Below are 22,397 nucleotides of genomic sequence, written 5' to 3'. Positions count from 1 at the left end.
GAGTTTTTTATATGAATCACTTAAATCAAGCCTATTCCCTATCTATCTCCTACCACCAAATCACGGTATACACCGGAAGCGAAACACCACCTGTTATTGATTGGACAGATGAGGACATTCTTCAAGGATTTGCAACAGGAGATCAAGGAGTTTCCTTTGAAGGAATCAATAATGGAAAGGCGTCTATTATTGTGACATTAAATAGCGATGAGCCCCAAGTCTCGGTTGATAGAGCTATAACAGTTCCCTTTACGCTTACAAATGATCAAGTTTATATCACAAGCGTCATGGCCAGAGTGCTGTCTTTCTCCATTCCAAAAGGAGACTATCAGCTTACCTGCTACACCTCACAGCAGCCTGATCAAGACGTTTATTATGTAAATTTCCAAACAGTGTAGATTACGACTGATCGTATAGATCAAGCCACTTTTCCGCATAGTCTACCGATTCTCTCATGGGCAGTAAATATGAACTGGCAAGTCCAACTTGATTGTGCTGATGGATGCCTCCTGATTGCAGAAAATCACGGCCAATCTGTTCAAATAGTTCTTCTCTTGTGATGATATCTTGGTACTCTTTCCATACCCTCCATCCATTCTCTAAAATAGGGGCTCCTCTTGTCATGAGGTCCTGCTGAGGAATTCGGTATTCAGCTAGATGAAAAGCTGTCATGCTCTCAAATGATGCACCAAGCAGCAGCACTTGAGCATGAAGATCATACATGCGGCCAAGAGGCGAATGCTCTCCTAATCCAAAGGAAAGCGCATGGTGTTTCAGAATTTCATGTTTTCTTTTCCCCCAGGCTGTGAATGAAAAATTGGGATGATTGCTTCTCGCCACACCTGGGTATTTCCAAAATGTTTCTGCCACCTTTCCCATTGCTGATGGCGTCGTGTAAGCTGGGTCAAATGCAGGCATTGTTTCTTTGATCGATTTCCACCATGAGTAAGGAACAGGCGGATCGATCCAATCGGCGGGATCAGAAAGCTCTAACGTTTGTGCCGGCATAATCAGTGTCCCCTCTTCTGTTAAGGTTTCCATCAATGCTTGTATGACGGCTACAGCGCCTCCGTTTACCCAGCCGATTGATGATAAAGATGAGTGAACACATAAAATCATGCCCTTTTTCACACCAAGTTGAACCAAGTCTGCTTTGATTCTTTCCTTTGTCATCGGCTCAGCTTGATTTTCGATTAATTTTTGCATCGTTCCTTTTCCTCCTGCGTCTCTTCTATTACTGATGAATGAGACGTTTAACCGCAATAGACAGTTTGTAATTTGCGTAATTCGTCAGCTCCGTTAAAAACTGATCAAGTTCATCATGACTGGAGAAATGTCCTTCAGCCATATAACAGCCTTCACCACTTATTTTGTACAAATTCTTGATTTCTTCCCTTTTATAAAGAAACGACAGAAGTGGTTCATGATGATGATTACGGGTATACAGCTGCAAAAAGGTTTGAATCGTCTTTTGTGTCTGCCAATCAATTGAAATGGTATATGCTTCAATCACGCCTTCTTCTTCTAGCTTTAACACCCGATTTGCAACAGCTTGGCCGGTTAAATGAACTTTTTCACCTAGAGCTTTCATCGTTAATCGGCTGTTCTTTGATAGTTCTTTTAAAATATTCATATCTGTTTGGTCTAGCATTGGCTCACCTCTTTCAAAAATCAAGCCCTTCCGATGAAAGACTTTCATGATCCTCTGTCACATAGAACTCTTTTAATATACTGTAAACTTAATGAGAAAAAAAGGAGGCCTTTTTATGAAAATTACACTCATTCGCAATGCTACTTTATACCTTCACTATGGTCATTCAACTTTTTTAATCGATCCCTTTTTAGCAGCAAAAGGAACATATCCACCGTTCCCTCATACAGCCAATCAACATTTGAACAATCCTATTGTGGAGCTTCCTGTAAATATAGATTTAGACAGTCTGTTACACCCAGATGCTGTCTTACTCACTCATTTACATGTGGACCACTTTGACGACGAGGCCAAAAGAAAATTAGCTCAAGATGGGCCAATTTATACTCAATCGGAGAAGGATCGAAAAGAAGTTGAAGAAGCTGGATTTCAGCATGTCACATGCATTGAAGATGAAATGGACATTTGCGGCGTTCATATTAAACGTACAGGCGGACAGCATGGGACGGGAGAAACGGCGAAGCGGATGGGTCAGGTGAGCGGTTTTGTTTTCTCTCACCCTGATGAACCTACCCTTTATATTGCAGGTGATACCGTTTGGTGTGATGAACCGAAAGAGGTTGTGAATACATGCAAGCCAGACGTCATTGTGGTCAATAGCGGGGCTGCTCAATTTTTAGAAGGCGATCCGATTACAATGACCAAGGAAGAGATTCTAGACGTTCACCGTTCTCAGCCAAAAGCTCAAATTGTCGTCTGTCATCTTGAAGCTGTGAATCATTGCTTGTTGACAAGAGCTGCTTTAGAGGCTTACATTCAAGAGCATCATGCAGATCAAGCCATTTCTGTCCCTCAAGATGGGGAAAGTCTCACCTTCTGATCAACAATAAAAAACCGGCACTTCGCTGCCGGTTTCATCATTATCATGGGCGATGGTGCTGTGGTTTTTTCAGCAATGGAACAAATCCGTTCTTTTTCAAATGAGTGTAATGCTCATCCATTCGTTTCGTGATGTGCGTGCCTTGTTCCTTTGTTAACACGCCGTACTGTACATATTTCTCAATGACTTCTTTTCGCTTAGAAAGAATTTGCTGCTCAAGGATTTCAATTTGTTTTTGTTGTTCTGCTGTTAATTTCACTTGATGTGTCACCGGGCGCTTTTCCATTTGAGGTGTTTCTCCATGAGCCGTTTCTATATGAAAACCAAATAACAGCATCATCGACAAGATGATCAAACTACTTATTTTTTTCATCATTGTTGTTCCCTCCTTTATTCGCCTTTATTTTGCGCTCACTTTCCTTTTTTATACATTATATCAACACGCAAATTGCTTATAATATTCTTACTTTTTCACTTTTCTTCTGAAAACGTTGTCCTTACAGAAAAAGCGTGCTATGTTTTGTTTTGTATAAAAAATAGAGGAGGATTCTTAAATGAGTCGTTTTTATCATAAAAAACCTATATGGATCATGCTTGTTGTATCTGCTTTCATCCTTATCATGTCTGCTTGCAGTCAATCAGGCTCATCTCAATCCGGGGACACAAAGTGGGATGAGATTAAAAAGAAAGGGAAAATCGTGGTTGCAACTTCAGGCACCCTTTATCCAACTTCTTATCATGATACTTCTAATGGCAAGGATCAATTAACTGGCTATGAAGTAGAAGTCGTCAAAGAAGCGTTTAAACGTCTTGATGTGAAAGTGGAATTTAAAGAAATGGGCTATGATGGGATGCTGAGCGCCATTAATTCTGGTCAAGTGGATGCTGCTGCAAATGATATCGACATCACAGATGACAGAAAAGACAAGTTTGCCTTTTCTACCCCTTATAAATATTCCTACGGAACGGCTATCGTACGGAAAAATGATTTATCTGGCATTAAAACTTTAAAAGATTTAAAAGGAAAGAAAGCAGCAGGGGCTGCCACAACGATTTACATGGATGTCGCTCGTAAGTACGGTGCAAAGGAAGTCATTTATGATAATGCGACAAACGAGCAATACTTAAAGGATGTTGCAAACGGCCGTACTGATGTCATTCTAAATGATTATTACTTGCAGACACTGGCTCTTGCTGCATTTCCTAAATTAAATATTACGATTCACCCTGACTTGAAGTACATGCCGAATGAACAAGGTTTTGTTATGAAGAAGGACAACAAAGAGCTTCAAAAAGAATTGAATCGTGTATTAGGCGACATGAAAAAAGACGGAACAATGAAAAAGATTTCTGAGAAATTCTTTAATCATGCAGACGTCTCTAAGAAAATTGATGCTGATGTCGAAGATGTCGACATTTCCAAATAAGGAGCCGCAATCGTGGGAGATATTCATTTAGAATATATATTTAATCCTGCACTGGCAAAGGCGTCATTTCCATTTGTTATGAAAGGCATCTGGCTGACGCTGCTCATTTCCTTTGTGAGCATGTTTTTTGGTACCATTCTTGGCTTTTTTATCGCTCTTGCCAGAATGGCGAATTCTTGGATTCTTCGGCTGCCTGCACGGCTGTATATCTCATTCATGCGAGGCGTGCCCATTCTGGTGATTTTGTTTATTCTCTATTTTGGATTCCCCTATATCGGCATTGAGTTCACAGCGGTCACTGCCGCCATTATTGGGTTCAGCTTTAATAGTGCTGCCTATATTGCAGAAATTAACCGGGCAGCCCTCTCCTCTGTTCCAAGTGGACAGGTGGAAGCCGCTAAATCATTAGGTCTCAGCTATTGGCAAACGATGCGTGGTGTCATTTTGCCTCAATCCGTCCGCATCGCCCTGCCGCCATTGACCAATGTCATGCTCGATTTGATCAAAGCTTCCTCACTGGCAGCGATGATTACTGTACCAGAGCTCTTCCAGCAAGCAAAAATTGTAGGCGGACGAGAATTCGATTATATGACCATGTATATTTTGGTCGCACTCATTTACTGGGGCATTTGCAGTGTCGTCTCATTGCTTCAGGACTTTTTAGAAAAACGCTATGCGAAATATCTGTAGCAAAAAAAGAGCAGATCTCATGGATCTGCTCTTTTTTCTTTTTAATGAATGAGCCATAACCATACATATAACCCGAGTAAAGTGAGAATCAAGGTTGGGATGGTCAGGATGATTCCGGCTTTCATGTACGCCCCCCAAGAGATATGGACGCCTTTTTTCTTTAAGACATGAAGCCACAGCAATGTCGCCAATGAGCCGATTGGGGTCATTTTCGGTCCAAGGTTGGAGCCGATGACATTGGCATAAATCAGTCCGTCTCTCATGACACCTGCTGTATCTGTATGTCCAATGGCAATCGCATCAATTAAAACGGTCGGCAGATTGTTCATCACAGAGGACAGCACTGCGGCAAGCACGCCCATAAACATCGTTCCTGCAAGCAAGCCATGTGAAGCCCCTTGCTGGATCCATGCCGCCAATATTTCTGTAAGACCGACATTTTTCAGTCCATATACGACGACATACATGCCGATCGAGAAAAACACAATGGACCACGGCGCTTCTTTGATCACCCGCTTTGTCGCCACTTGCGGACTTCTTCTCGCCAGCCACAAGAAAGCAAGAGCAATTCCGCCTACGATGATGGACACTGGAATACCGATCAGCTCCCCCGCAAAATAACCCACAAGCAGACAGCCGAGCACATACCAAGACAAACGGAACATACGGATATCTCGAATAGCTGATGCCGGTTCCTTTGCCTGAGACAGATCGTAGGTTTTTGGAATAAGCTTTCGGTAAAACACATACAGAACCAGCATGCTCGCTCCAAGCGACACAAGGTTTGGCACGAACATATTCGCTGTATATTCTAGAAAACCAATATGAAAATAGTCGGCTGATACGATATTGACCAGGTTACTAATGACAAATGGCAAAGAAGTTGTATCTGCAATAAAGCCGCTTGCCATCACAAAAGGAAGCACCATGCGCTCATCCAGCTTCAACGCTCTCACCACAGATAAAACGATTGGGGTCAAAATCAGTGCCGCTCCATCGTTGGCAAAAAAAGCAGCCACAACAGCGCCTAACAATGTTAAATAAATAAACATGCGGACACCGTTGCCTCTTGCGGCTTTTGCCATATGCAGTGCAGCCCATTCAAAAAAGCCGATCTCATCTAAAATTAACGATATGATAATTATGCCAATAAAGGCAAATGTGGCGTTCCATACAATTTGCGTGACTTCCCACACATCGCCCAGATGAACGACGCCAAAGGCAAGTGCAAGAATGGCGCCTCCACACGCTGACCATCCTATGGTGACACGTCCTGGCTGCCAAATGACAAGGACGAGGGTCATGATGAAAATCAAAATGGCTAAGGTGACTGATCCCAAAGGTGGCCCCCCTTTCACTTTTCTCATAAAATCTTTATCTATCATACAACGAAATGCACCCGTTGTATGCCATTTTCGCATTTCACATGAAAATCCGCAGGTGATCCCGTGCACCTGCGGATTCCATCATCATTATTGATCTTTTTTCATCAGCATCAATTCAATAAATAACTCACACCGCTGGCTAAAATGACTTAAGTCGATCGAGGTCATGTCAAAAATTTGTTTCATTCGATAGTTTAATGTATTTTGATGAATAAACAACTGCTCCGCTGCTGGCTTTAGCTTGCAGTTATTCAATAAGTAGACTTCCAGCGTTTTTAAAAATGAAGTTTGACTCTCGCGGTCTTTTTCCTTCAAGCGTAACAAATCTGGATTGAAGTCGTTTTTCTTTTTTTGATGGCTGTAAATGGAATCTAAAAACCGGAAGACCCCTAAATTCTCGTAATCATATGGAATCAGTTCTTGTCCTCCGACAATTTTTACTGCCTTGACGACCTCTATCGCTTCAAATCGGCTTGTACTCATTTTCATGACATCACGATACTCTCTTCCCATCCCAATATACAAAGGGGAAGGATGTGCATGCGTTTTTGATTGCAGATGTGCGATGACATCAGCGGCAGTCGCTTTCGGTGAGTGCCGGTCTGACAGGCTGCCTAATATAACGACAATATCTGCTTGAACCGAATAGACGTGATTCACTTTATCCTCTAGCTGCAAATACGTTCGAATGACATCCTTCACATCTTCTGCCGTCTCACTTTTGTTATCGGCAGCGTGCACGACCATGACGGTAAATACGGCTGGCAGTGGAATGCTTAAGTTCTCAGCCTCCCATTTCAGCTCTTCTTCTGTATAAAAATGATCATCCATGACCTTTTTGAAAAACTCTTCAATCTTGCCTTCCTTTTTCTCAAGCTGTTTCTTATTCTTATAAATCACTTTTCCAACCTGAAAGGAAGCTTCGTGTAAAAATTGCAGCTCCTCCTGAGAGAGGGAGTCCTCAATGTCCTGCACCCAAATAAAGCCTACTACCTCTTGTTTATGCTTGGCGCTCACAGCCACCCGCCGATTAAATCCGAGCTCGTCATGGCCGCTCACATAAAAAGGCTTTGACTCCTTGTGAAGCCGCTCAATTACCCCTGTTTTCTTTAACCAATCGACCACAGACCCCGGACATTCCTTGGAGAAAATCGTTTGCTGATTGACTGGGTCAAACTGCTGAATGCTGTAAGAATTATAAGCAAGGAGCTGACACTCTGTGCTTTCTAAAATGACTGGTTTTTTTAAATATCCGCTAATAAATGCAATTAATTTATCGACATCAAAAAATGTATGAAGCTTTTCTAATATCTCTTCCATCCCGATTGCTCCCTGATTAAGTGATACATTTATCATACTTCTTTCCAGTCAGATTTGTATAGAAACAAGTCGCAAGCAGGCAAAAAAAGCATGAACCCGTCAGTGCAGGTTCATGCTTTTTCCATATTAAAACATTTCACTAATCGTTTTTGCCTGCATGTGCAGAGCTAGGTAATCTGGACCGCCTGCTTTTGAATCCGTTCCTGACATTTTGAAGCCGCCGAATGGGTGGTAACCAACGATGGCACCTGTGCAGTTACGGTTAAAGTAAAGGTTCCCTACATGGAACTCCTGCTTCGCACGGTTGATGTGATCACGATTATTCGTAATGACAGCACCTGTTAAACCGTATTCTGTGTTGTTGGCTACCTCAAGTGCCTCATCAAAGCTAGACACTTTCGAGAAAGCCAAGACTGGTCCAAAGATTTCTTCTTGCATTAAGCGGGAAGTTGGCTCAAGATCTGCAAAAATGGTCGGGTGGATGAAGTATCCTTCCGAATCATCACTCCTTCCGCCAGTGACTAAGCGGCCTTCCTGTTTGCCAACCTCGATATAATCCGTAATCTTGTCAAAGGACGCTTGATCAATGACAGGTCCCATGTAGACATCCGCAGAGAGTGGATTGGCTGTTGTTTTCGTTTCTGTGATTTCCTTCACTCGCTCAACCACTTGGTCATACAGCCTCTCGTGAACGACAGCCCGAGATCCAGCTGAACATTTCTGACCTGAAAACCCGAAGGCTGATGTGAAAATGGCATTAGCTGCTAATTCAACATCTGCATCCTCATCGACAACCACTGTATCCTTACCGCCCATTTCAGCAATGACACGTTTTAAATGCTGCTGGCCTGGCTGCACTTTTGCCGCGCGTTCAAAGATACGTGTCCCTACTTCTCTTGATCCAGTGAATGTAATCAGGCTTGTTTTCGGATGATCTACTAAGTAATCCCCGACCTCTGCTCCGCTTCCTGGTACAAAGTTGACAACACCCTTTGGAAGACCGGCTTGCTCAAGCTCCTCCACAAAACGGGCTGCAATGACAGGGGTCGCACTCGCTGGTTTTAAAACAACTGTATTCCCAGTGACGATTGGGGCTACTGTTGTTCCTGCCATGATCGCAAACAAGAAGTTCCACGGCGGAATCACGAGCGTCACGCCAGTTGGTGTGTATACATATTGATTGCGTTCGCCTTCGCGGCTGTTCACTGGTTTGCCTTTCGCCAGCTCCAGCATTTGACGGGCATAATATTCTAGGAAGTCAATCGCTTCTGCTGTATCTGCATCCGCTTCATTCCAAGGCTTACCTGCTTCTTTGACAAGAAGGGCTGAATACTCATGCTTTTTACGGCGAATGCTTGCCGCAGCTCTGAATAATACGCCAGCTCTTTCTTCTGGAGATGTGTAGCGCCATGTTTCGAATGCTTTCGCTGCTGCTTGAACCGCTTGTTCTGCCTCTTCCTTGCCAGCCTTTGATACGGTTCCAACCACTTCATCCTTTTTCGCTGGATTGATCGAAACAATCTTGTCTTTCGTTTCGATTCTTTCTCCATTAATCACGAGCGGATAGGTTTGACCAAGTGATTCTGTTACTTTAGCTAATGCTTGTTCAAACGCTTTGCGGTTTTCTTCCTGGCTAAAATCCGTGAATGGTTCATGTTTGTAAGGTGTTGTCATTTTTGTCACGCTCCCGTTTCAAATTATTTTCTCGTCATCCCTTTTAGAGCAAAGGCAATGTTTGCCGGCCGTTCTGCAAGACGTCTCATGTAGTAGCCATACCACTCTCGTCCATACGGAGTATAGACCCTCATTTGATAGCCTTCTTTCACAAGTGCCTGCTGCGTTTCTGTTCTCATGCCGTACAGCATTTGAAATTCGAACTGACTTGTCTGTATATTGTGTTTTTTCACAATATTTTTCGTGAACTCAATCATCTGATCGTCATGTGTCGCAATGGCTGTATAGTTCCCTGAGAGCAATTGCTTTTCGATCAGCTTTTGATAATTCTGATCGACGTCTTTTTTGTTTGGATACGCCACTTCGGCAGATTCCTTATAGGCACCCTTTACAAGTCTTAAAAATGGCTTCAGCTTATTTAGGTCATCAAGATCCTTTTCTGTTCTGTACAAATACGCCTGCAAGACCGTACTGACATACTCATATTGAGATTTCATCTCTTTAAAAATGTCCAGCGTTTTTTGACAGCGCTGTTCATCCTCCATATCGATTGTCACCATGATACGGTGCTTCTCTGCCGTATCTAAAATACGTTTCATATTGCGATACACAAGGTCGTCGTCAATATCCAGGCCAAGTGATGTCATTTTGAGTGACACGTGGGAATTGAGTCCCGCCTCTGCAATCCGCTGAATGGTTTGAATACACTCAGTCGTCCGTTCATTGGCAATCTCTGCCTTTGTGACAAACTCACCAAGGTGATCAACTGTCACAGCCATTCCTTGGTCATTTAATCGTTTGATAACAGGGATGGCACTCTCAAAATCCTTCCCTCCGATGATTTTCTTAGATGCAACAGCACTTCCCCAATTACGAGCAATATGGTTCAAGAGACTGCTCTTTGACAAAAACAAGAAGAAATTTCTTGTGACCGACTCCATAAAGGGCACCTCCCACTCTTTGTAAGCTATGTCTTTATTGTAAAGCTCATAAGCTGTCCGCTACAATATTTGAAGATGACAAAAATTCTGACTTTTTTTGTGGTTTTATCACAATAAGAGATAAAAAAGAGCCTGCCGCGATCCGGCTGGCTCTTCCCTGCTTACGCCCACACCTCATCAAGGGTAGACTGCAGCAGCTCATTTAATTCTTGCATCAGGTTGTCTTTCGGCTGATTGTAGCTTTTCACCAATTCATCAAATCGCGCGATCTCTTTGTCGATAAATGGATGGACATAAGCGAGGCGGTTCTCTACATCCATTTCTTCGCCGTCCATTTTACGTTTGAGCAGCTCATGGATTTCCGCTAAAAGCGGACCTTCCTCCACTAGTTCCTCGAGCAGTTCATGAAAGTCCATCGGCGGAACCGTCCGGTTGCGTTCAATCCACTGACAGGCAAGCAGCGGACGAAGCACATAAAAATACTTCTTGATTCGCACCTGCTCTCCTCGTAAATGCCGGCTTTCATTCCGCTTCGCCATATTGAGGTAATGATACATCAATGCGGCAGGATAAAACGCTCGATCCTTTAATTCTCTTAGCTGCTTTGCCAAAGAGAAGGATTCAGCATAGATGATGTCAGACGACAGCCATTCCATGATGGACGGATTCGATTTATTGAATAAGCGAAGTGCCTTTCTAAGCTCCCAGCCGCTGATATCAAGCATGTCATCAATCGGGCGTTCAATGACATCTCGGTGCTCTTCCATCGCCCAATACCATTCTTTTCGAGGAACATATAAAAAACGAACATCATAATCACTATCAGTCGAGGGGAATCCCCATGCTCTGCTGCCTGATTCGACCGCGAGGCAAATCTTTACATCATACGTTTCTTCAATGATTTTCAGCTCTTCCTTGATTCTCTCTCTCATCATCCATCAACTCTTTCTATAGAATCCTGCATGACTTCTTCACGTTTTGGGAAAATACGAATAAGACATATATGAAAAAGGAGTTGGATCTCATGTCTATATCTCGCATTATGAAATGGATCACCGGGATTTTTGAAGCCTGTCTTGCCATCCCTGTCATTGGAGGACTATTTGTGATCAGCAATGGCTATACACCGCTCATGGTCATGCTTATTCTGCATATTATCACACTCGTCTTATCGAAGCGAGACCAAGGACCAGTGATTGGAAGCATCATTGGGATTATCACATCGTGCCTTGCCTGGATTCCGATACTTGGATTCATCCTGCATATCATCACAGCTCTTGCCCTTATTATCACCGCGTTAGTACCTGATGAAAAAACGAGACAAAATACGAGTTATTAAAAAAGAGGCCCTCATAGAGCGGCCTCTTTGTTCTTTTATTTGAGCAAGTGCTTTTGTAAGAAGGAGAGCTTCTCTGTTTGAAAAGCCGGGATAAACTCGTGTCCAAAATAGCGGTATACCTTAAGGTCTTTATCTGTTTCTAAATGGTTGTATGCCGCAAACACAGTAGATGGCGGGGTAATTTTGTCAATCAGACCGATCGCCATCAATGTTGGCTGTTTGACCCATCCAGCTAAATTGATTAAGTCAAAATAGCTTAATGTCTCAAATGCCTTTTCTTCCACTTCCGGGTCACTATTTCTCCGAAAGTACGAATTGATTTCTAAATAAGGCTGCTCCAATGCCGCATCCACTGCACGCTCAAAGTTTGATAAATAAGGGTAATCTGCCGCGACGACCTTCGGAATATCTGAAAGGGCTGCAGCTGCTACCGCTAATGCGCCTCCCTGGCTCCCGCCAATTACGCCGATCCGGTGTTTATCCACTTCAGGGAAGGACTGAATGACTTCGAGTGCACGAACCCCATCTAAATAAACACCGCGATAATAGTAGGTCTCTTTTGATAAAATGCCTTTTGTCATCCACCCCAAAGCGTGACCGCCTGGTGTCACTGTCTGATCTTCACTGCCGCCTTGACCGCGGACGAGCATACCAAATGTGGCATAGCCGTGGAGCGCCCAGTTGACGATGTCGTGAATGCCGCCGTCATAGCTGGCATTATAGCCATGAAAACGAACGAGCGCTGGATGCGGGCCAGTTTGATCAGGTACAGCATAAAAGCCTTCAATTTTAGAATGTCCAAAGCTTTGATACGTCAGGCGGTACACCTTGACGCCTTTCACTGGATAGTCATAAGGTTCAAGTATTGGCTTTGCCTCCACTTGGCGCAGTTCTTCGAGTGATTTCTTCCAAAAATCTGAGAAATCAGGACGTGCTGTTTTCTTTGGTTTATATTTTTTTAGCTCTTCAAGTGGCAAATCGAACAATTGCATATCCGAGTATCCCCCTTTGTTTTATTCATTATATGTATCATAACACCGATTTCTTGAGTGAGAAAGCCATTTAACAAAACCTTCTGACATTTCTATTGGCAAAGATGATGGAAACCTTTATGATAAAGAAACTGGCCTTGAAGACTAAAATAAACCATTACATACATTCTTGATTTTCACATGACATATAGCAAATAAAGGAGGAACTCGTATGAAAATCGCCCTTGTCCAAATGGACGTACAAATTGGAGAACCAGAAGTGAATTTTAAAAAAGCAGCAGCGTTTTTAGAAGAAGCGGTCCGCGAGCAGCCTGATTTGATCATTTTACCCGAAATGTGGAATACCGGCTACGCCCTTGAACAAGCCGATCAGCTTGCGGATGTAAACGGTGAACGCACAAAACAGCTCTTTTCCTCCTTTGCTCGCAAGCATCAAGTGTATCTCATCGCAGGCAGTGTATTAAATAAACGGACAGAAGATGAACACATTACCAACACAATGTATGTTTTTAACCGCCAAGGTGAGCTTTTGTTAGATTATGATAAAATTCATTTATTCCGCTTAATGGATGAGCACAACTATTTAACCGCTGGTGATCAGCTTGGTTTATTTGACTATGGTGAAGATGTAACGATTGGTGCGATGATTTGCTATGATCTCCGCTTCCCGCAGCTTTCCAGAACACTTGTGAACAAAGGAGCGAAGGTGCTCGTCAATACGGCGCAATGGCCGTCAGCAAGAGTGGACCATTGGCGCAGCCTGCTCATCGCAAGAGCGATTGAAAACCAGTCATTTATGATTGCTGTTAACAGAACAGGCACAAGCAGAGACACGGAATTCCCTGGACACTCTATGGTGATTGATCCACTCGGCCGCATCCTGCTTGAAACAAACGATGACGAAGATATTTATTATGCGGAAATTGATCTTCAGCTAGTGGATGAAGTCAGACAGCAAATTCCGGTTATGACGGATCAGCGTCTGGACTTATATTAAAAAGCAGGGTGCTCCCCTGCTTTCAGCGTGTAGACAAACCCTCGCATTCGGTGTCAGGTCTGCGCTCCGGTGCTCACGAATGTCAAATTCGCTCCGCTCCGGTGCTCGCCCTTCCTAGACTTCAAAGGTTTTCTATCACGCTGAAAATAAGACAAAGGGCTAAAATCAAGATCATTTTAGCCCTTTGTCACCAATCTTAAAGCAGGGTGCTCCCCTGCTTTTTGCGTTTAATTAAACGTTTGTTTAAGCCTTCCCTTGATTCTGATAAAGGGCCATGAAGGCTTGAGCGGCTTTCGTTAAATACCTTTCTTCCACATATGCAAACACAAGTGTGCGGGTGGGGCATGAATCAATGTGTAAATAAATGACCCCGTTCCTATCCTCTTGTGCCACCATTTTCGGCACAACGGTCACCCCTAGTTCGTTTTTGACCAATGCCTGTGCTGTTTGAATATGACTTGTTTCAAAAGCCGCTTTTGGCTGGAAACCGTGATGACGGCACAGCTCCATGACCACTTGCCGAAAACCGTATCCCTCTTTCAGCATAATAAATGGGGTACCTTCAAGAAGGTGAAAGGGAACGATTTCGTGACCGGACTCTTTTTGCCCTGCTTGCTTGATAATCTCGTTCAATTCCTCTGATAACCATGACTGAGCAGCTTGCGGAACTGCAAGAAGGAGCGGCTCTGTCAGCATTTGTTTCGTTTTCAATGATTCATGCTCGACAGGCATAGATAAAATAGCCAAATCCAGTTTTCCAGCCAATAGACGTTTTTCGAGCTCACGAGGAGACTCTTCTATCAGTTGAACGTGAACATGAGGATACGTTTGACAAAAGGTTTTTAATAAACCGGGCAAGACATAGCCCCCAGTCACTGCTGGCGCTCCAATGTTCAGCTCTTTCCCGATTTCATAAGCTGCCTCTCCCATTTCACGCAGCAAATCATCTCTTTCCTTCAAAATATTCTCAGCCCTTTTAATGAATCGTCTCCCTTGAGGTGTGGGCGTTACTTGTCCATACTTTCGAATAAATAGCGGTGTGTCTAATTCCTCTTCCAGCTTCTTCATTTGCTGGCTTAAAGAAGGCTGTGCAATATGCAGTTGATCCGCTGCTTTTGTAAAGCTTTGCTGCCGGTACACTTCCATGACATATTCCATCATTCGTATATCCACTTTCATCACCTCATAGGTTTTAACTATCCATTTCATATCTTTTATGTCTTAGACAAATAACAGAAGGAATTCTACGATAAAGAGACCACAAAGGGGGAAAAGAAATGAATCCATATGCTAAAACCGAGAACCAATTTTCACAAAATGCCGAGAACTATCGAGATTCACCTATATTTGCGGCCGGAGAAGAGCTGGAATGGATGAAAACAACTGCAAATGCGAAGGGACATGAGCATTTACTTGATATTGGCTGCGCGGCAGGACATACCGTTTTTTCCTTTTCAGACGTTATCTCTAAAGGGGTCGGCATTGATGTCACGCAAAAAATGATCGAGATTGCAGCAGCACTTGCGGAAGAACGCCACCTGAACCACATTACTTTTGAGCAGGCAGCCGCAGAAGCATTGCCCTTCTCTGATGAATCATTTGAATTCGTGACGTGCCGATTTGCTGCTCACCACTTTCCAAACCTTCCGGCAGCCATGTCTGAAATCAGCCGAGTCTTAAAAAAAGGCGGCCAATTTCTGCTCGTCGATCATTATGCACCTGAAAACCCTGCACAGGATTCATTTATTAATCACTTAAATAGACTGAGAGACCCTTCTCATGTGCGGGAAAGCTCGTTATCAGAATGGAAAGAGCTTTTCGATGACAACCAATTGACTCAGAAAGAGATTCGTTACTGGGACCTGCATATTGATTATCAGGACTGGATTATACGTGGACGCACGCCAGAGAATATTCAAAAGGAGATCGTTTCCCACCTTCAAGCCGCAGACCCTGACACAAAGCAGCTGTTTCAGCTTCAATTCGATGCACAGCATCAGCCCATTTCTTTCTGTTTAAAAGCTTCACTGATTCAGGGAATCAAGAATTGACCTTATAGAAAAAGTCTACCATTGTCGGTAGACTTTTTTAATCTTCACTGTCTCACAGGTATTGCTTTTCATGTTCGTGACACGTCTCTCCTTACGACAAGGAGTGCTAGTCATGTTTGTATTATATGATAAATGAACGAAGATAGGTGAGGCATTTTAGATCCTCTGAATAAAAAAAGAACCTACCCTCTTTGGAATAAGTTCTTCACTGCACGCGTAACTTACGGCGCAATATCCTCTAATACTTTCTCGCGCGTTTCTATCATTTTAAAAGCAAGAATTGCTCCCACTACCGTCACACTTGCAAAAAGAATAAAAATAGTTGAAACACCGCTTACCTCTAAAATAAAACCTGTCATAATAGGAGCGATCGCTGAGGCCAGCCTAAGCCACGCTGTAGCAAATGCCGTTCCAATCACCCTCATACGTGTCGGATAAATTTCAGGTGTATATAGATAAAGAAGAACTGTAATTGTCCCCATCATTCCGTAAGCAGCAGACCCTAAATAGATGACGCTTTCTGGTGAAGTCGCTCCGCTGATCCATAAAGCCGTTAATAAAACACCTGTTAATACAAATGCAATGGTTGCCCAGCGCTTTCGTCCTACTTTATCAATTAAAAACGCACAAGCGAATACCCCTATGGTCTGTAAAATATTTGTGAGAGATGCTGCCCTTAATGAATCTCCGACTGGCAAATGGTAAACAGTATTATAAAGACTTGGTAACCAGTTATTTAAACCATTCGATACAAAGTAGGCAGAAAACCATAGTCCCCATACGACCAATGTTCTTTTACGGTAAAAAGTTGAAAATAGCTCTTTCCAGTCGCCTTTTTCAGTACTGCTGGATACTTGATTTGCGACAGGCATTCGTTTGTCAGTACTAGCTTCAATTTCTTCAATAATTCTTTCGGCTTCATCTAACCTGCCTTTCGAAATAAGCCACCTTGGCGATTCACGCAGCATGAAAAAGAATACAAAGACGATTAAACCTCCAATGCCTCCAATCAAGAACATCCATTTCCACCCAAAGCTAGGTACAACGAATGCGCCAATTTGTGCTGAAATCATTAATCCTAATGGAAAAATCATCTCATAAAGCATAAAAAATCGACCTCTTCCTTGGGCTCGGGACAACTCATTAATATATGAGGCTGCTACCGGCACCTCTCCTCCGACTCCAATCCCTTGTATAAAACGGAAAATAAAAAGGGCCATAAAATTACCTGAAAATACACATGCGATACTCATAATAGACATGAGGAACACCGTCCACTTTGCACTAAATACACGGCCGCGCCTTTCTGCTAACCACCCAAAGAAAATAGCACCAATCGCTTGTCCTATATAACCAGACCCAATAAGAAGGCCAATTTGAGCAGGTGATAAATTCCACATGCCGATGAGAACCGGGAGAACAAACGCTAAAGATAGCGCATCAAAAGCATCAAAAAAGGTAGCAGATCCCATAATGATCCGAGGTTTTAAATGCCACCTCGAAAAAGGTACACTTTCCATCCTGGTCAATAGCTGTGAAGCTCTATCAACAACTTGCCCACCTTGAGAATTTGAATTTCCGCTGAGTTCTAACGTCATGGTATCTCCTCCTTATTGGAGGAAATGATGCAAAAGTACATGCCGAAGAGCGCTGAAGAAATCGCTTACATTTTAAATCAAGCTGAAATTCTGTAGCGTTCATACGAGTTTTCAGCATCTATCAAATCTTTTTTGGCGTTCCCGTGGTGCCACGATCTATATAATACATAGGGAAGATATGCTCCATCGCCTCTAACTGTTCTCCTTCTAATAACTGTGTTAGTAAAGAAACAGCTTTTCTTCCCATTCCAACTAAATCAACATGAACAGAAGATAAAGAAGGGGTTAGGAAACTTGCAATGGGCACATCATCGGCACCAACGACAGACAAATCATGAGGTATTGACACATTTGCGTTTTCTGCCGCTTTCATGACCCCTATCGCCAAAAAATCTGAAGAGCAAACAACTCCAGTCATGTGCTGGTTTCCTTGGAGAAATTGAGAAACCACTTCTACTACTTTTCCCCCATCAAATTCATCTAACTCAAACACAAGCTCTTTGTTCATTGTTAATCCTAAACGTTTCAGTGTGCGTTCATACCCCTTGTAATACCTCACACTATGCATCGAACTCATTGGACCATTCACCAGCCCAATGGTTCGATGACCTTTATCAAATAAGGCCGTTACAGATTGACAAACACCTTCTTCATCATCTGGCCTGACACATGGAAATGGTGAATCCTCTAAGTAACTTCCGACAACGATAATGGGAATAGCCAAACTTTTTAGCCAATCCATGCTCAATTCTCCATTTCTTGGAGAAAATAAAATGGCACCATCTACAGCCTGCGTCTCAAGTAACCGCTGCTGCTGAACAGATGTAAATGACATCAGCATATTGAATTCGGTCTCATCTAATTCCTTCGCTATTCCATCTAAAATCGTTGAAAAAAATGGATTATTCAAAATATATGAACCGCGGGGAACCACTACAGCGATATTCCCAGTCTTTCTTTTCACGAGCCCTCTCGCTCCTAAATTAGGGCGGTAGCCTAACTCATCAATCACTTGTTTGATTCTTTCAGCCGTTTGAGCACCTACTCCTGGTTTACCACTTAATACTCGGGAAACAGAGGCTATAGACACTCCTGCTTTCAATGCTACATCTTTAATACTTACTGACACATTTCATACCTCCGGGAGTCTGTTGTTTTATACCCTATTATAACCTGACTCACCTTCATCATGAAATCAATGGTCTGTTATCTACTGACGTTTTCCTTAAGCAAACCAACACTTTGAAGGCCCTGGCGAATCTCTTCTTTTTCCTTTTGAGTTAAAGGTAATACCGGCTTTCTAGCAAGCGAACTGCTGATCAAGCCTCTCTGGAACATCGCTTCCTTCATTCGCAGATGAGAGGTAGAGGAAGGTTCATCCATTTTATATACAGCATGCTTTAATTCAAAGATTCTATCGTACACTTTATTAGCTGCTGCAAGGTCTTGTTCTTCCACACATTTCACAAGTTCAGCGATCAAATCTGGCACAAAACAGCCGAAACCGACAAGCGCCCCATCAATCCCTTGAACTAATGTTGGCAATAAATATTCATCGTGACATGTGAGCAGCGATACATCTGGTGCATGCTTTTTCAGTGCGCGCACATCGACTTCATATTGTGCCATGTCTCTTTGACCAATTTTGAATGAGACAACATTTTCAATTTCCGACATTTCTAGTATTTGATTCGTTGTATATGAGGTTTTTGTCCACGTTGGATATTGATGGACGATGATTGAAATGTCAATCGCTTCTGCAACATCTTTAAAGAATTGGACAGGTGATTCAGGCTGCATACCGAATCTCAGCCATGAATGCGGCGGCATGAGAAGGATACCTTCTCCGCCAGCTTCTTGAACTGCTTTTGCATGCTGGATTGCTTCAATTGTCCCTTCAGCTGAAACCCCTGAAATGACAGGTACTTCCCCTTTTAATTCGTCGGCTGCAATACGCACAGCTTCAGCTCGTTCATGTGGCAGCAGGGTCATAATCTCGCCCGTATGTCCATTGACAACGATCCCGTTAATCCCTTTGTGCTCCGCCACCCAGCGAACAAGCTTGCGAAATGCAGGTTCATCAATTGAATAGTCATCTTTAAAAGGAATTAAGACAGCCGGGAATACACCGCTCCATTTTTCTTTATTTTTCATCAACAAATTCCTCCCCATTCGATTATAGTAAACGTTTACCGTAAGCGTTTACGTAAACAATCATAGAATGTCCTCACGGAAGTTGTCAACATTATTTTTTAAAGATTATAATAATTCAAAAAACTCTTATTGAAATTTAGATACTATTTTATTTTTCCGAAAAAGAAAATGATCTATATCAAAAACCTCATCATCATGAACTGATTGAAGGAGGATCACCGCTTTTTCCAAACGGCTGCACACCAAAAAAAGGATAAATACATTTTGGTTGTCAAAACATCATCATATGTACGAAGGAAAAGAATTCAATAGAAAAAAAGTCTATCCTAAACGGTAGACTTTTTTTATTTCGAATATAAATCCCAGCCAAGCTTGAGTGTGTCCACAATATAATTGGCGACTTCCTCAGCCTCTAAATGATCTGTTTCCACTCTTGAATTATGAAGAGAATAAATCTCCCGGCGCTCCTCAAACAGCTCTTTCATCTCATCAAGCGTCCGGTTGTGAAGAACAGGGCGGTTTTCAATTAAAATATCAAGCCGCTGCTTCCAATTCTCCCAAGACAAGTCAAGGAAAAGAACGGTACAATGCTTCAAGCAGGCGCGTTTGATTTCTTCCTGTTTGAATGCCCCCCCTCCAAGGGAAACGATCTTGAGCTGTGTATGTTCACATAAATCGACGATATAATCCTTTTCAGCCTGCCTGAAGAATGCTTCTCCTTTTTGCTGAAACATCTCTGGAATCGTCATGTTGTACTTTTTCTCAATCTCCTGATCGACATCAATAAAATCTCTATATAGCTTTTTGGCAACCAGCTGCCCAATGGTTGTTTTCCCAACACCCATAAAGCCAATGAGGACAATATTCCGCTGTCTTACAGGAATTTCTCTATTGATTTTCATGGTCGTGACACGTCCTCCCTACGACAAGGAATGCTACATAATGTTTCTATTATATGATAAATGGAGCGCGAAAAGATAGGCAATCTTAAAAATTGTGTTTGACGACGTAGCCGAGCTGTTCAGAAAGCCTCTGTGCCTGTTCTTTCACTTTTTGCTGCAGCTTAGGAATGACTTCTTCAGTAAACCGATGGGTTGGACCAGATATGGATAAACAAGCCTTCACTTCTCCATGAATGTTAAAGACTGGTGCCGCTACTGCCGCAGATCCTACCTCTCGTTCATCGATACTGCAAGAAGTATACGTGTCAAGAATATGTTTACGTTCCTCTTGCCAGTCATCTCTCTTCACATGATCAGCCTCAGACGCTAATACTTTTTGTTGAAATTCTTCACTTTGAAATGCCAATAATACCTTTCCGCCTGCACCTGCGTACAATGGCAGCTTCTCACCAATCTTGACAAGATGGCGAATCGATTGCAGCCCTTCCGCTTGTTCGATACAAACCCTGCTTGTTGAATCCAGTACATACAGGTTGACGGTTTCCTTTGTTTCATCACGAAGTGAGTACATGAGTGGCTTAGCCAGTTCCCTCAATTTAATGGACTTTCCTGCAATGTATCCAAGGAGATAAAGCCTTTGACCCAATCGGTATTTCATTGTTTCTTGATTCTTCTCCACAAAATGATTCATTTCAAGCGCCTTGAGCAGTCTCGTTGTCGTAGACATTGCTAAATTCATCTCTTTTGAAATATCCGTTAGCGTCAGCTCTTGACGTTCTTCACTAAAACAATAAAGAATATCCAAAGCACGCTGAACTGTACGCAGTCCTGATTCTTCTTTTGACTTTTTATCAGCCATGTTCATTTTCTCCTTTTCCCCTTTGATTTCTTATCGACATCAACGATCGATTTTGCTATAATCCATTTTAAACGTTCCACTAAAAGAAAACAAATTCCACCAGTCAGAATAAAATCACTTGAAGATATTTGATGGAGGAGATATTTGAATGTACCTGCTCGTTTTTACACTTCTTATCAGTCTATATATTGTTCATCAACTATTTCCTGCTCCTATACTCTCCTATTTTGTTGGTCTGCTGGCCGCTGCCTCGCTCACCATTTCTTTTAAGAAAGCAAATGGGCTTTATTTGAAAACAGGTGCTGTATTTCTCATCATTGGGTTGTTCTTATTCTTCTTATCCGGCCAGCCATTGCACACGTTTTTTCTTCACTTTCATTCCATGCTGGGCTTGCTTTCTCTCTTTTTCATGCTGCCTTTTATTCATTCTCTCATACATGTTGGACATTTCGATACACAATTAAATAAACTGCTCACACTGCATACAACGAGCTCAAACCAGCTTTATCGCAAGAGTTCATTTGTCACGCATATTCTCGGCATGTTTTTAAATATCGCGACGATTCCTTTACTATATACATCGCTCAAACCGTCGCTCGAATCTCTAAAAGAACAAGTGAAACAACATCTTTATACACGCAACCTCTTGAGGTCATATGCATTATGTTTAAGCTGGAGTCCTGTTGAAGTGCTGGTAAGCGTCACCATTGATGCAACCAAACTAAAATATTATCAAATTGCACCTATTACTTTTGGTTTAATGGTCGTCGTGCTGGCGATAGATTGGATGCTTTTTTCTCGTCAAAGCAAACGATTACCAAACATCATTCAGTCTTCAGAAACAAACGCCAATCCTCATCGAATTAAGCGAAAAACCCTTCAGCTCGCTTTCATGCTGCTAGGTTTTATGACAGTCGTCTCACTTGTCGATGCATGGATTGGGAAAGGCTATTTATTCGCTGTAGTACTGACGATTATTCCATTTGCTCTATTATTCTCTTCTATTATCAAAAAAAGAAAACAATATATCGCTGCCTCTGTGCCTCATTGGAAAGAAAGAACCCGTCAGCTCTCCAACTATATGTGTCTATTTTTAAGTGCAGGCTTCTTTGTCGATATGCTCCTTGCGACAAACAGTATGCAGCCGATTCAAGCATTTATTGTCAGTATATCAGACCATGCCATTTGGGTTTATTGTGTCATTGGGTTGTATTTTCTGATCACCGCCCTTTGCGGTTTTCACCCGCTTGTCTCGCTTGCTTTGTTAGTCAGCATGATGGCACCAGTCATCCATGAACTGCCTGCTCTTCCGATCGCAATCATGCTGATCGTTGCTGGCACATCAACTGTTATGTTTAGCCCTTTTAATGTTTCTGTCTCCTTATTGGCTGATTTGATGAAGGTCAACCCTTACCGTATCACTCGCTGGAATATATGGTTTGCCAGCCTTTATATCAGCATGGGCATCGCATGTGCAGCGATCATCACCGTTATCTTTTATACATAAAAAAGAGAACTCACCCTTGAGTTCTCTTTT

The 22,397-nt window shown here is 42.5% G+C and carries 23 protein-coding genes; 8 read left to right on the top strand and 15 right to left on the bottom strand.

Translation table 11 applies throughout. From position 1 onward, the window contains the following. The first annotated feature begins 11 nt into the window (after positions 1-11). On the top strand, positions 12-398 hold the full coding sequence (locus BA81_RS14920) for a competence protein ComJ (RefSeq protein WP_034283302.1): 387 nt from the start codon (positions 12-14) through the stop codon (positions 396-398). Between the two features lies 1 nt (position 399). Here BA81_RS14920 and BA81_RS14915 read toward each other — a convergent pair whose 3' ends face one another. Then, positions 400-1,206, bottom strand: coding sequence for an AAC(3) family N-acetyltransferase (locus BA81_RS14915; protein WP_034283301.1), 807 nt, complete (start codon positions 1,204-1,206; stop codon positions 400-402). Positions 1,207-1,234: 28 nt separating this feature from the next. Continuing rightward, a complete protein-coding gene (locus BA81_RS14910) occupies positions 1,235-1,651 on the bottom strand; it encodes an Lrp/AsnC family transcriptional regulator (RefSeq protein WP_180951418.1) in 417 nt (138 codons plus the stop codon). Positions 1,652-1,766: 115 nt separating this feature from the next. On the opposite strand from BA81_RS14910, the gene BA81_RS14905 reads away from it, so the two are divergent. Continuing rightward, positions 1,767-2,531, top strand: coding sequence for an MBL fold metallo-hydrolase (locus BA81_RS14905; RefSeq protein WP_034283296.1), 765 nt, complete (start codon positions 1,767-1,769; stop codon positions 2,529-2,531). Between the two features lie 43 nt (positions 2,532-2,574). Here BA81_RS14905 and BA81_RS14900 read toward each other — a convergent pair whose 3' ends face one another. Beyond that, positions 2,575-2,904, bottom strand: coding sequence for a YckD family protein (locus BA81_RS14900; RefSeq protein WP_024424311.1), 330 nt, complete (start codon positions 2,902-2,904; stop codon positions 2,575-2,577). A gap of 181 nt (positions 2,905-3,085) precedes the next feature. Here BA81_RS14900 and BA81_RS14895 point away from each other — a divergent pair, with 181 nt between their 5' ends. Both BA81_RS14895 and BA81_RS14890 read left to right on the top strand, forming a co-directional pair. Further along, positions 3,086-3,958, top strand: coding sequence for a transporter substrate-binding domain-containing protein (locus tag BA81_RS14895; protein WP_034283294.1), 873 nt, complete (start codon positions 3,086-3,088; stop codon positions 3,956-3,958). Between the two features lie 12 nt (positions 3,959-3,970). Next, complete coding sequence (locus BA81_RS14890) at positions 3,971-4,648, top strand: amino acid ABC transporter permease (protein ID WP_034283291.1); 678 nt, start codon at positions 3,971-3,973, stop codon at positions 4,646-4,648. Between the two features lie 41 nt (positions 4,649-4,689). Here the strand turns inward: BA81_RS14890 and BA81_RS14885 are convergent, their stop codons facing one another. The 5 genes from BA81_RS14885 to BA81_RS14865 form a co-directional block, all read right to left on the bottom strand. Further along, positions 4,690-5,988 carry an arsenic transporter gene (locus BA81_RS14885; RefSeq protein ID WP_034283290.1) on the bottom strand — a complete coding sequence of 433 codons (1,299 nt, stop codon included), beginning with the start codon at positions 5,986-5,988 and terminating at the stop codon, positions 4,690-4,692. A gap of 132 nt (positions 5,989-6,120) precedes the next feature. Further along, entirely contained in the window at positions 6,121-7,353 is a 1,233-nt protein-coding gene (locus tag BA81_RS14880; protein WP_034283288.1) for a PucR family transcriptional regulator, read from the bottom strand. Positions 7,354-7,479: 126 nt separating this feature from the next. Next, entirely contained in the window at positions 7,480-9,027 is a 1,548-nt protein-coding gene (gene pruA / locus BA81_RS14875) for an L-glutamate gamma-semialdehyde dehydrogenase (RefSeq protein ID WP_034283285.1), read from the bottom strand. Between the two features lie 23 nt (positions 9,028-9,050). Beyond that, positions 9,051-9,968: a proline dehydrogenase family protein gene (locus BA81_RS14870; RefSeq protein ID WP_034283284.1), complete on the bottom strand. Its 918-nt coding sequence runs from the start codon at positions 9,966-9,968 to the stop codon at positions 9,051-9,053. A gap of 161 nt (positions 9,969-10,129) precedes the next feature. Then, on the bottom strand, positions 10,130-10,900 hold the full coding sequence (locus tag BA81_RS14865; protein ID WP_034283350.1) for a nucleotidyltransferase domain-containing protein: 771 nt from the start codon (positions 10,898-10,900) through the stop codon (positions 10,130-10,132). Between the two features lie 92 nt (positions 10,901-10,992). On the opposite strand from BA81_RS14865, the gene BA81_RS14860 reads away from it, so the two are divergent. Next, positions 10,993-11,307, top strand: a complete 315-nt coding sequence (locus tag BA81_RS14860; protein ID WP_034283282.1) for a hypothetical protein — start codon at positions 10,993-10,995, stop codon at positions 11,305-11,307. Positions 11,308-11,342: 35 nt separating this feature from the next. Here the strand turns inward: BA81_RS14860 and BA81_RS14855 are convergent, their stop codons facing one another. Further along, on the bottom strand, positions 11,343-12,299 hold the full coding sequence (locus BA81_RS14855; protein ID WP_034283279.1) for an acetylxylan esterase: 957 nt from the start codon (positions 12,297-12,299) through the stop codon (positions 11,343-11,345). Positions 12,300-12,510: 211 nt separating this feature from the next. Here BA81_RS14855 and BA81_RS14850 point away from each other — a divergent pair, with 211 nt between their 5' ends. Further along, positions 12,511-13,296 carry a carbon-nitrogen family hydrolase gene (locus tag BA81_RS14850; RefSeq protein WP_034283277.1) on the top strand — a complete coding sequence of 262 codons (786 nt, stop codon included), beginning with the start codon at positions 12,511-12,513 and terminating at the stop codon, positions 13,294-13,296. Positions 13,297-13,539: 243 nt separating this feature from the next. Here the strand turns inward: BA81_RS14850 and BA81_RS14845 are convergent, their stop codons facing one another. Continuing rightward, entirely contained in the window at positions 13,540-14,457 is a 918-nt protein-coding gene (locus BA81_RS14845; protein ID WP_034283275.1) for a LysR substrate-binding domain-containing protein, read from the bottom strand. A 116-nt stretch (positions 14,458-14,573) separates the two neighbouring features. Here BA81_RS14845 and BA81_RS14840 point away from each other — a divergent pair, with 116 nt between their 5' ends. Continuing rightward, entirely contained in the window at positions 14,574-15,347 is a 774-nt protein-coding gene (locus BA81_RS14840) for a class I SAM-dependent methyltransferase (protein WP_034283272.1), read from the top strand. Positions 15,348-15,568: 221 nt separating this feature from the next. Here BA81_RS14840 and BA81_RS14835 read toward each other — a convergent pair whose 3' ends face one another. The 5 genes from BA81_RS14835 to BA81_RS14815 all read right to left on the bottom strand — a co-directional run bounded on the left by BA81_RS14835 (position 15,569) and on the right by BA81_RS14815 (position 20,860). Further along, positions 15,569-16,945, bottom strand: coding sequence for an MFS transporter (locus tag BA81_RS14835; protein ID WP_034283271.1), 1,377 nt, complete (start codon positions 16,943-16,945; stop codon positions 15,569-15,571). A gap of 121 nt (positions 16,946-17,066) precedes the next feature. Next, the gene (locus BA81_RS14830; protein ID WP_034283269.1) at positions 17,067-18,074 is read right to left on the bottom strand and encodes a LacI family DNA-binding transcriptional regulator; all 1,008 of its coding nucleotides are present in this window, start codon (positions 18,072-18,074) and stop codon (positions 17,067-17,069) included. 77 nt (positions 18,075-18,151) lie between these two features. Continuing rightward, entirely contained in the window at positions 18,152-19,099 is a 948-nt protein-coding gene (locus BA81_RS14825) for a dihydrodipicolinate synthase family protein (protein ID WP_034283267.1), read from the bottom strand. A 344-nt stretch (positions 19,100-19,443) separates the two neighbouring features. Beyond that, positions 19,444-20,001, bottom strand: coding sequence for a shikimate kinase (locus BA81_RS14820; protein WP_003214270.1), 558 nt, complete (start codon positions 19,999-20,001; stop codon positions 19,444-19,446). Between the two features lie 85 nt (positions 20,002-20,086). Then, the gene (locus BA81_RS14815) at positions 20,087-20,860 is read right to left on the bottom strand and encodes an IclR family transcriptional regulator (protein WP_034283265.1); all 774 of its coding nucleotides are present in this window, start codon (positions 20,858-20,860) and stop codon (positions 20,087-20,089) included. A gap of 148 nt (positions 20,861-21,008) precedes the next feature. Between BA81_RS14815 and BA81_RS14810 the strand changes: the two genes are divergently transcribed. Continuing rightward, positions 21,009-22,367: a hypothetical protein gene (locus BA81_RS14810; RefSeq protein WP_034283261.1), complete on the top strand. Its 1,359-nt coding sequence runs from the start codon at positions 21,009-21,011 to the stop codon at positions 22,365-22,367. Positions 22,368-22,397 lie beyond the last annotated feature (30 nt).

The sequence above is a fragment of the Bacillus safensis FO-36b genome, assembly GCF_000691165.1.
GTDB lineage: Bacteria > Bacillota > Bacilli > Bacillales > Bacillaceae > Bacillus > Bacillus safensis.
Note: the sequence above shows the minus strand (reverse complement) of the source record. Positions and strands in the feature narration are given on the sequence as shown.

Coding starts and splice junctions, on each gene's coding strand:
- BA81_RS14920 (WP_034283302.1), top strand. CDS start 12: ATGAATCACTTAAATCAAGCCTATTCCCTATCTATCTCCTACCACCAA.
- BA81_RS14915 (WP_034283301.1), bottom strand. CDS start 1,206: ATGCAAAAATTAATCGAAAATCAAGCTGAGCCGATGACAAAGGAAAGA.
- BA81_RS14910 (WP_180951418.1), bottom strand. CDS start 1,651: ATGCTAGACCAAACAGATATGAATATTTTAAAAGAACTATCAAAGAAC.
- BA81_RS14905 (WP_034283296.1), top strand. CDS start 1,767: ATGAAAATTACACTCATTCGCAATGCTACTTTATACCTTCACTATGGT.
- BA81_RS14900 (WP_024424311.1), bottom strand. CDS start 2,904: ATGAAAAAAATAAGTAGTTTGATCATCTTGTCGATGATGCTGTTATTT.
- BA81_RS14895 (WP_034283294.1), top strand. CDS start 3,086: ATGAGTCGTTTTTATCATAAAAAACCTATATGGATCATGCTTGTTGTA.
- BA81_RS14880 (WP_034283288.1), bottom strand. CDS start 7,353: ATGGAAGAGATATTAGAAAAGCTTCATACATTTTTTGATGTCGATAAA.
- pruA (WP_034283285.1), bottom strand. CDS start 9,027: ATGACAACACCTTACAAACATGAACCATTCACGGATTTTAGCCAGGAA.
- BA81_RS14870 (WP_034283284.1), bottom strand. CDS start 9,968: ATGGAGTCGGTCACAAGAAATTTCTTCTTGTTTTTGTCAAAGAGCAGT.
- BA81_RS14865 (WP_034283350.1), bottom strand. CDS start 10,900: ATGAGAGAGAGAATCAAGGAAGAGCTGAAAATCATTGAAGAAACGTAT.
- BA81_RS14860 (WP_034283282.1), top strand. CDS start 10,993: ATGTCTATATCTCGCATTATGAAATGGATCACCGGGATTTTTGAAGCC.
- BA81_RS14855 (WP_034283279.1), bottom strand. CDS start 12,299: ATGCAATTGTTCGATTTGCCACTTGAAGAGCTAAAAAAATATAAACCA.
- BA81_RS14850 (WP_034283277.1), top strand. CDS start 12,511: ATGAAAATCGCCCTTGTCCAAATGGACGTACAAATTGGAGAACCAGAA.
- BA81_RS14845 (WP_034283275.1), bottom strand. CDS start 14,457: ATGATGGAATATGTCATGGAAGTGTACCGGCAGCAAAGCTTTACAAAA.
- BA81_RS14840 (WP_034283272.1), top strand. CDS start 14,574: ATGAATCCATATGCTAAAACCGAGAACCAATTTTCACAAAATGCCGAG.
- BA81_RS14835 (WP_034283271.1), bottom strand. CDS start 16,945: ATGACGTTAGAACTCAGCGGAAATTCAAATTCTCAAGGTGGGCAAGTT.
- BA81_RS14825 (WP_034283267.1), bottom strand. CDS start 19,099: ATGAAAAATAAAGAAAAATGGAGCGGTGTATTCCCGGCTGTCTTAATT.
- BA81_RS14820 (WP_003214270.1), bottom strand. CDS start 20,001: ATGAAAATCAATAGAGAAATTCCTGTAAGACAGCGGAATATTGTCCTC.
- BA81_RS14815 (WP_034283265.1), bottom strand. CDS start 20,860: ATGGCTGATAAAAAGTCAAAAGAAGAATCAGGACTGCGTACAGTTCAG.
- BA81_RS14810 (WP_034283261.1), top strand. CDS start 21,009: ATGTACCTGCTCGTTTTTACACTTCTTATCAGTCTATATATTGTTCAT.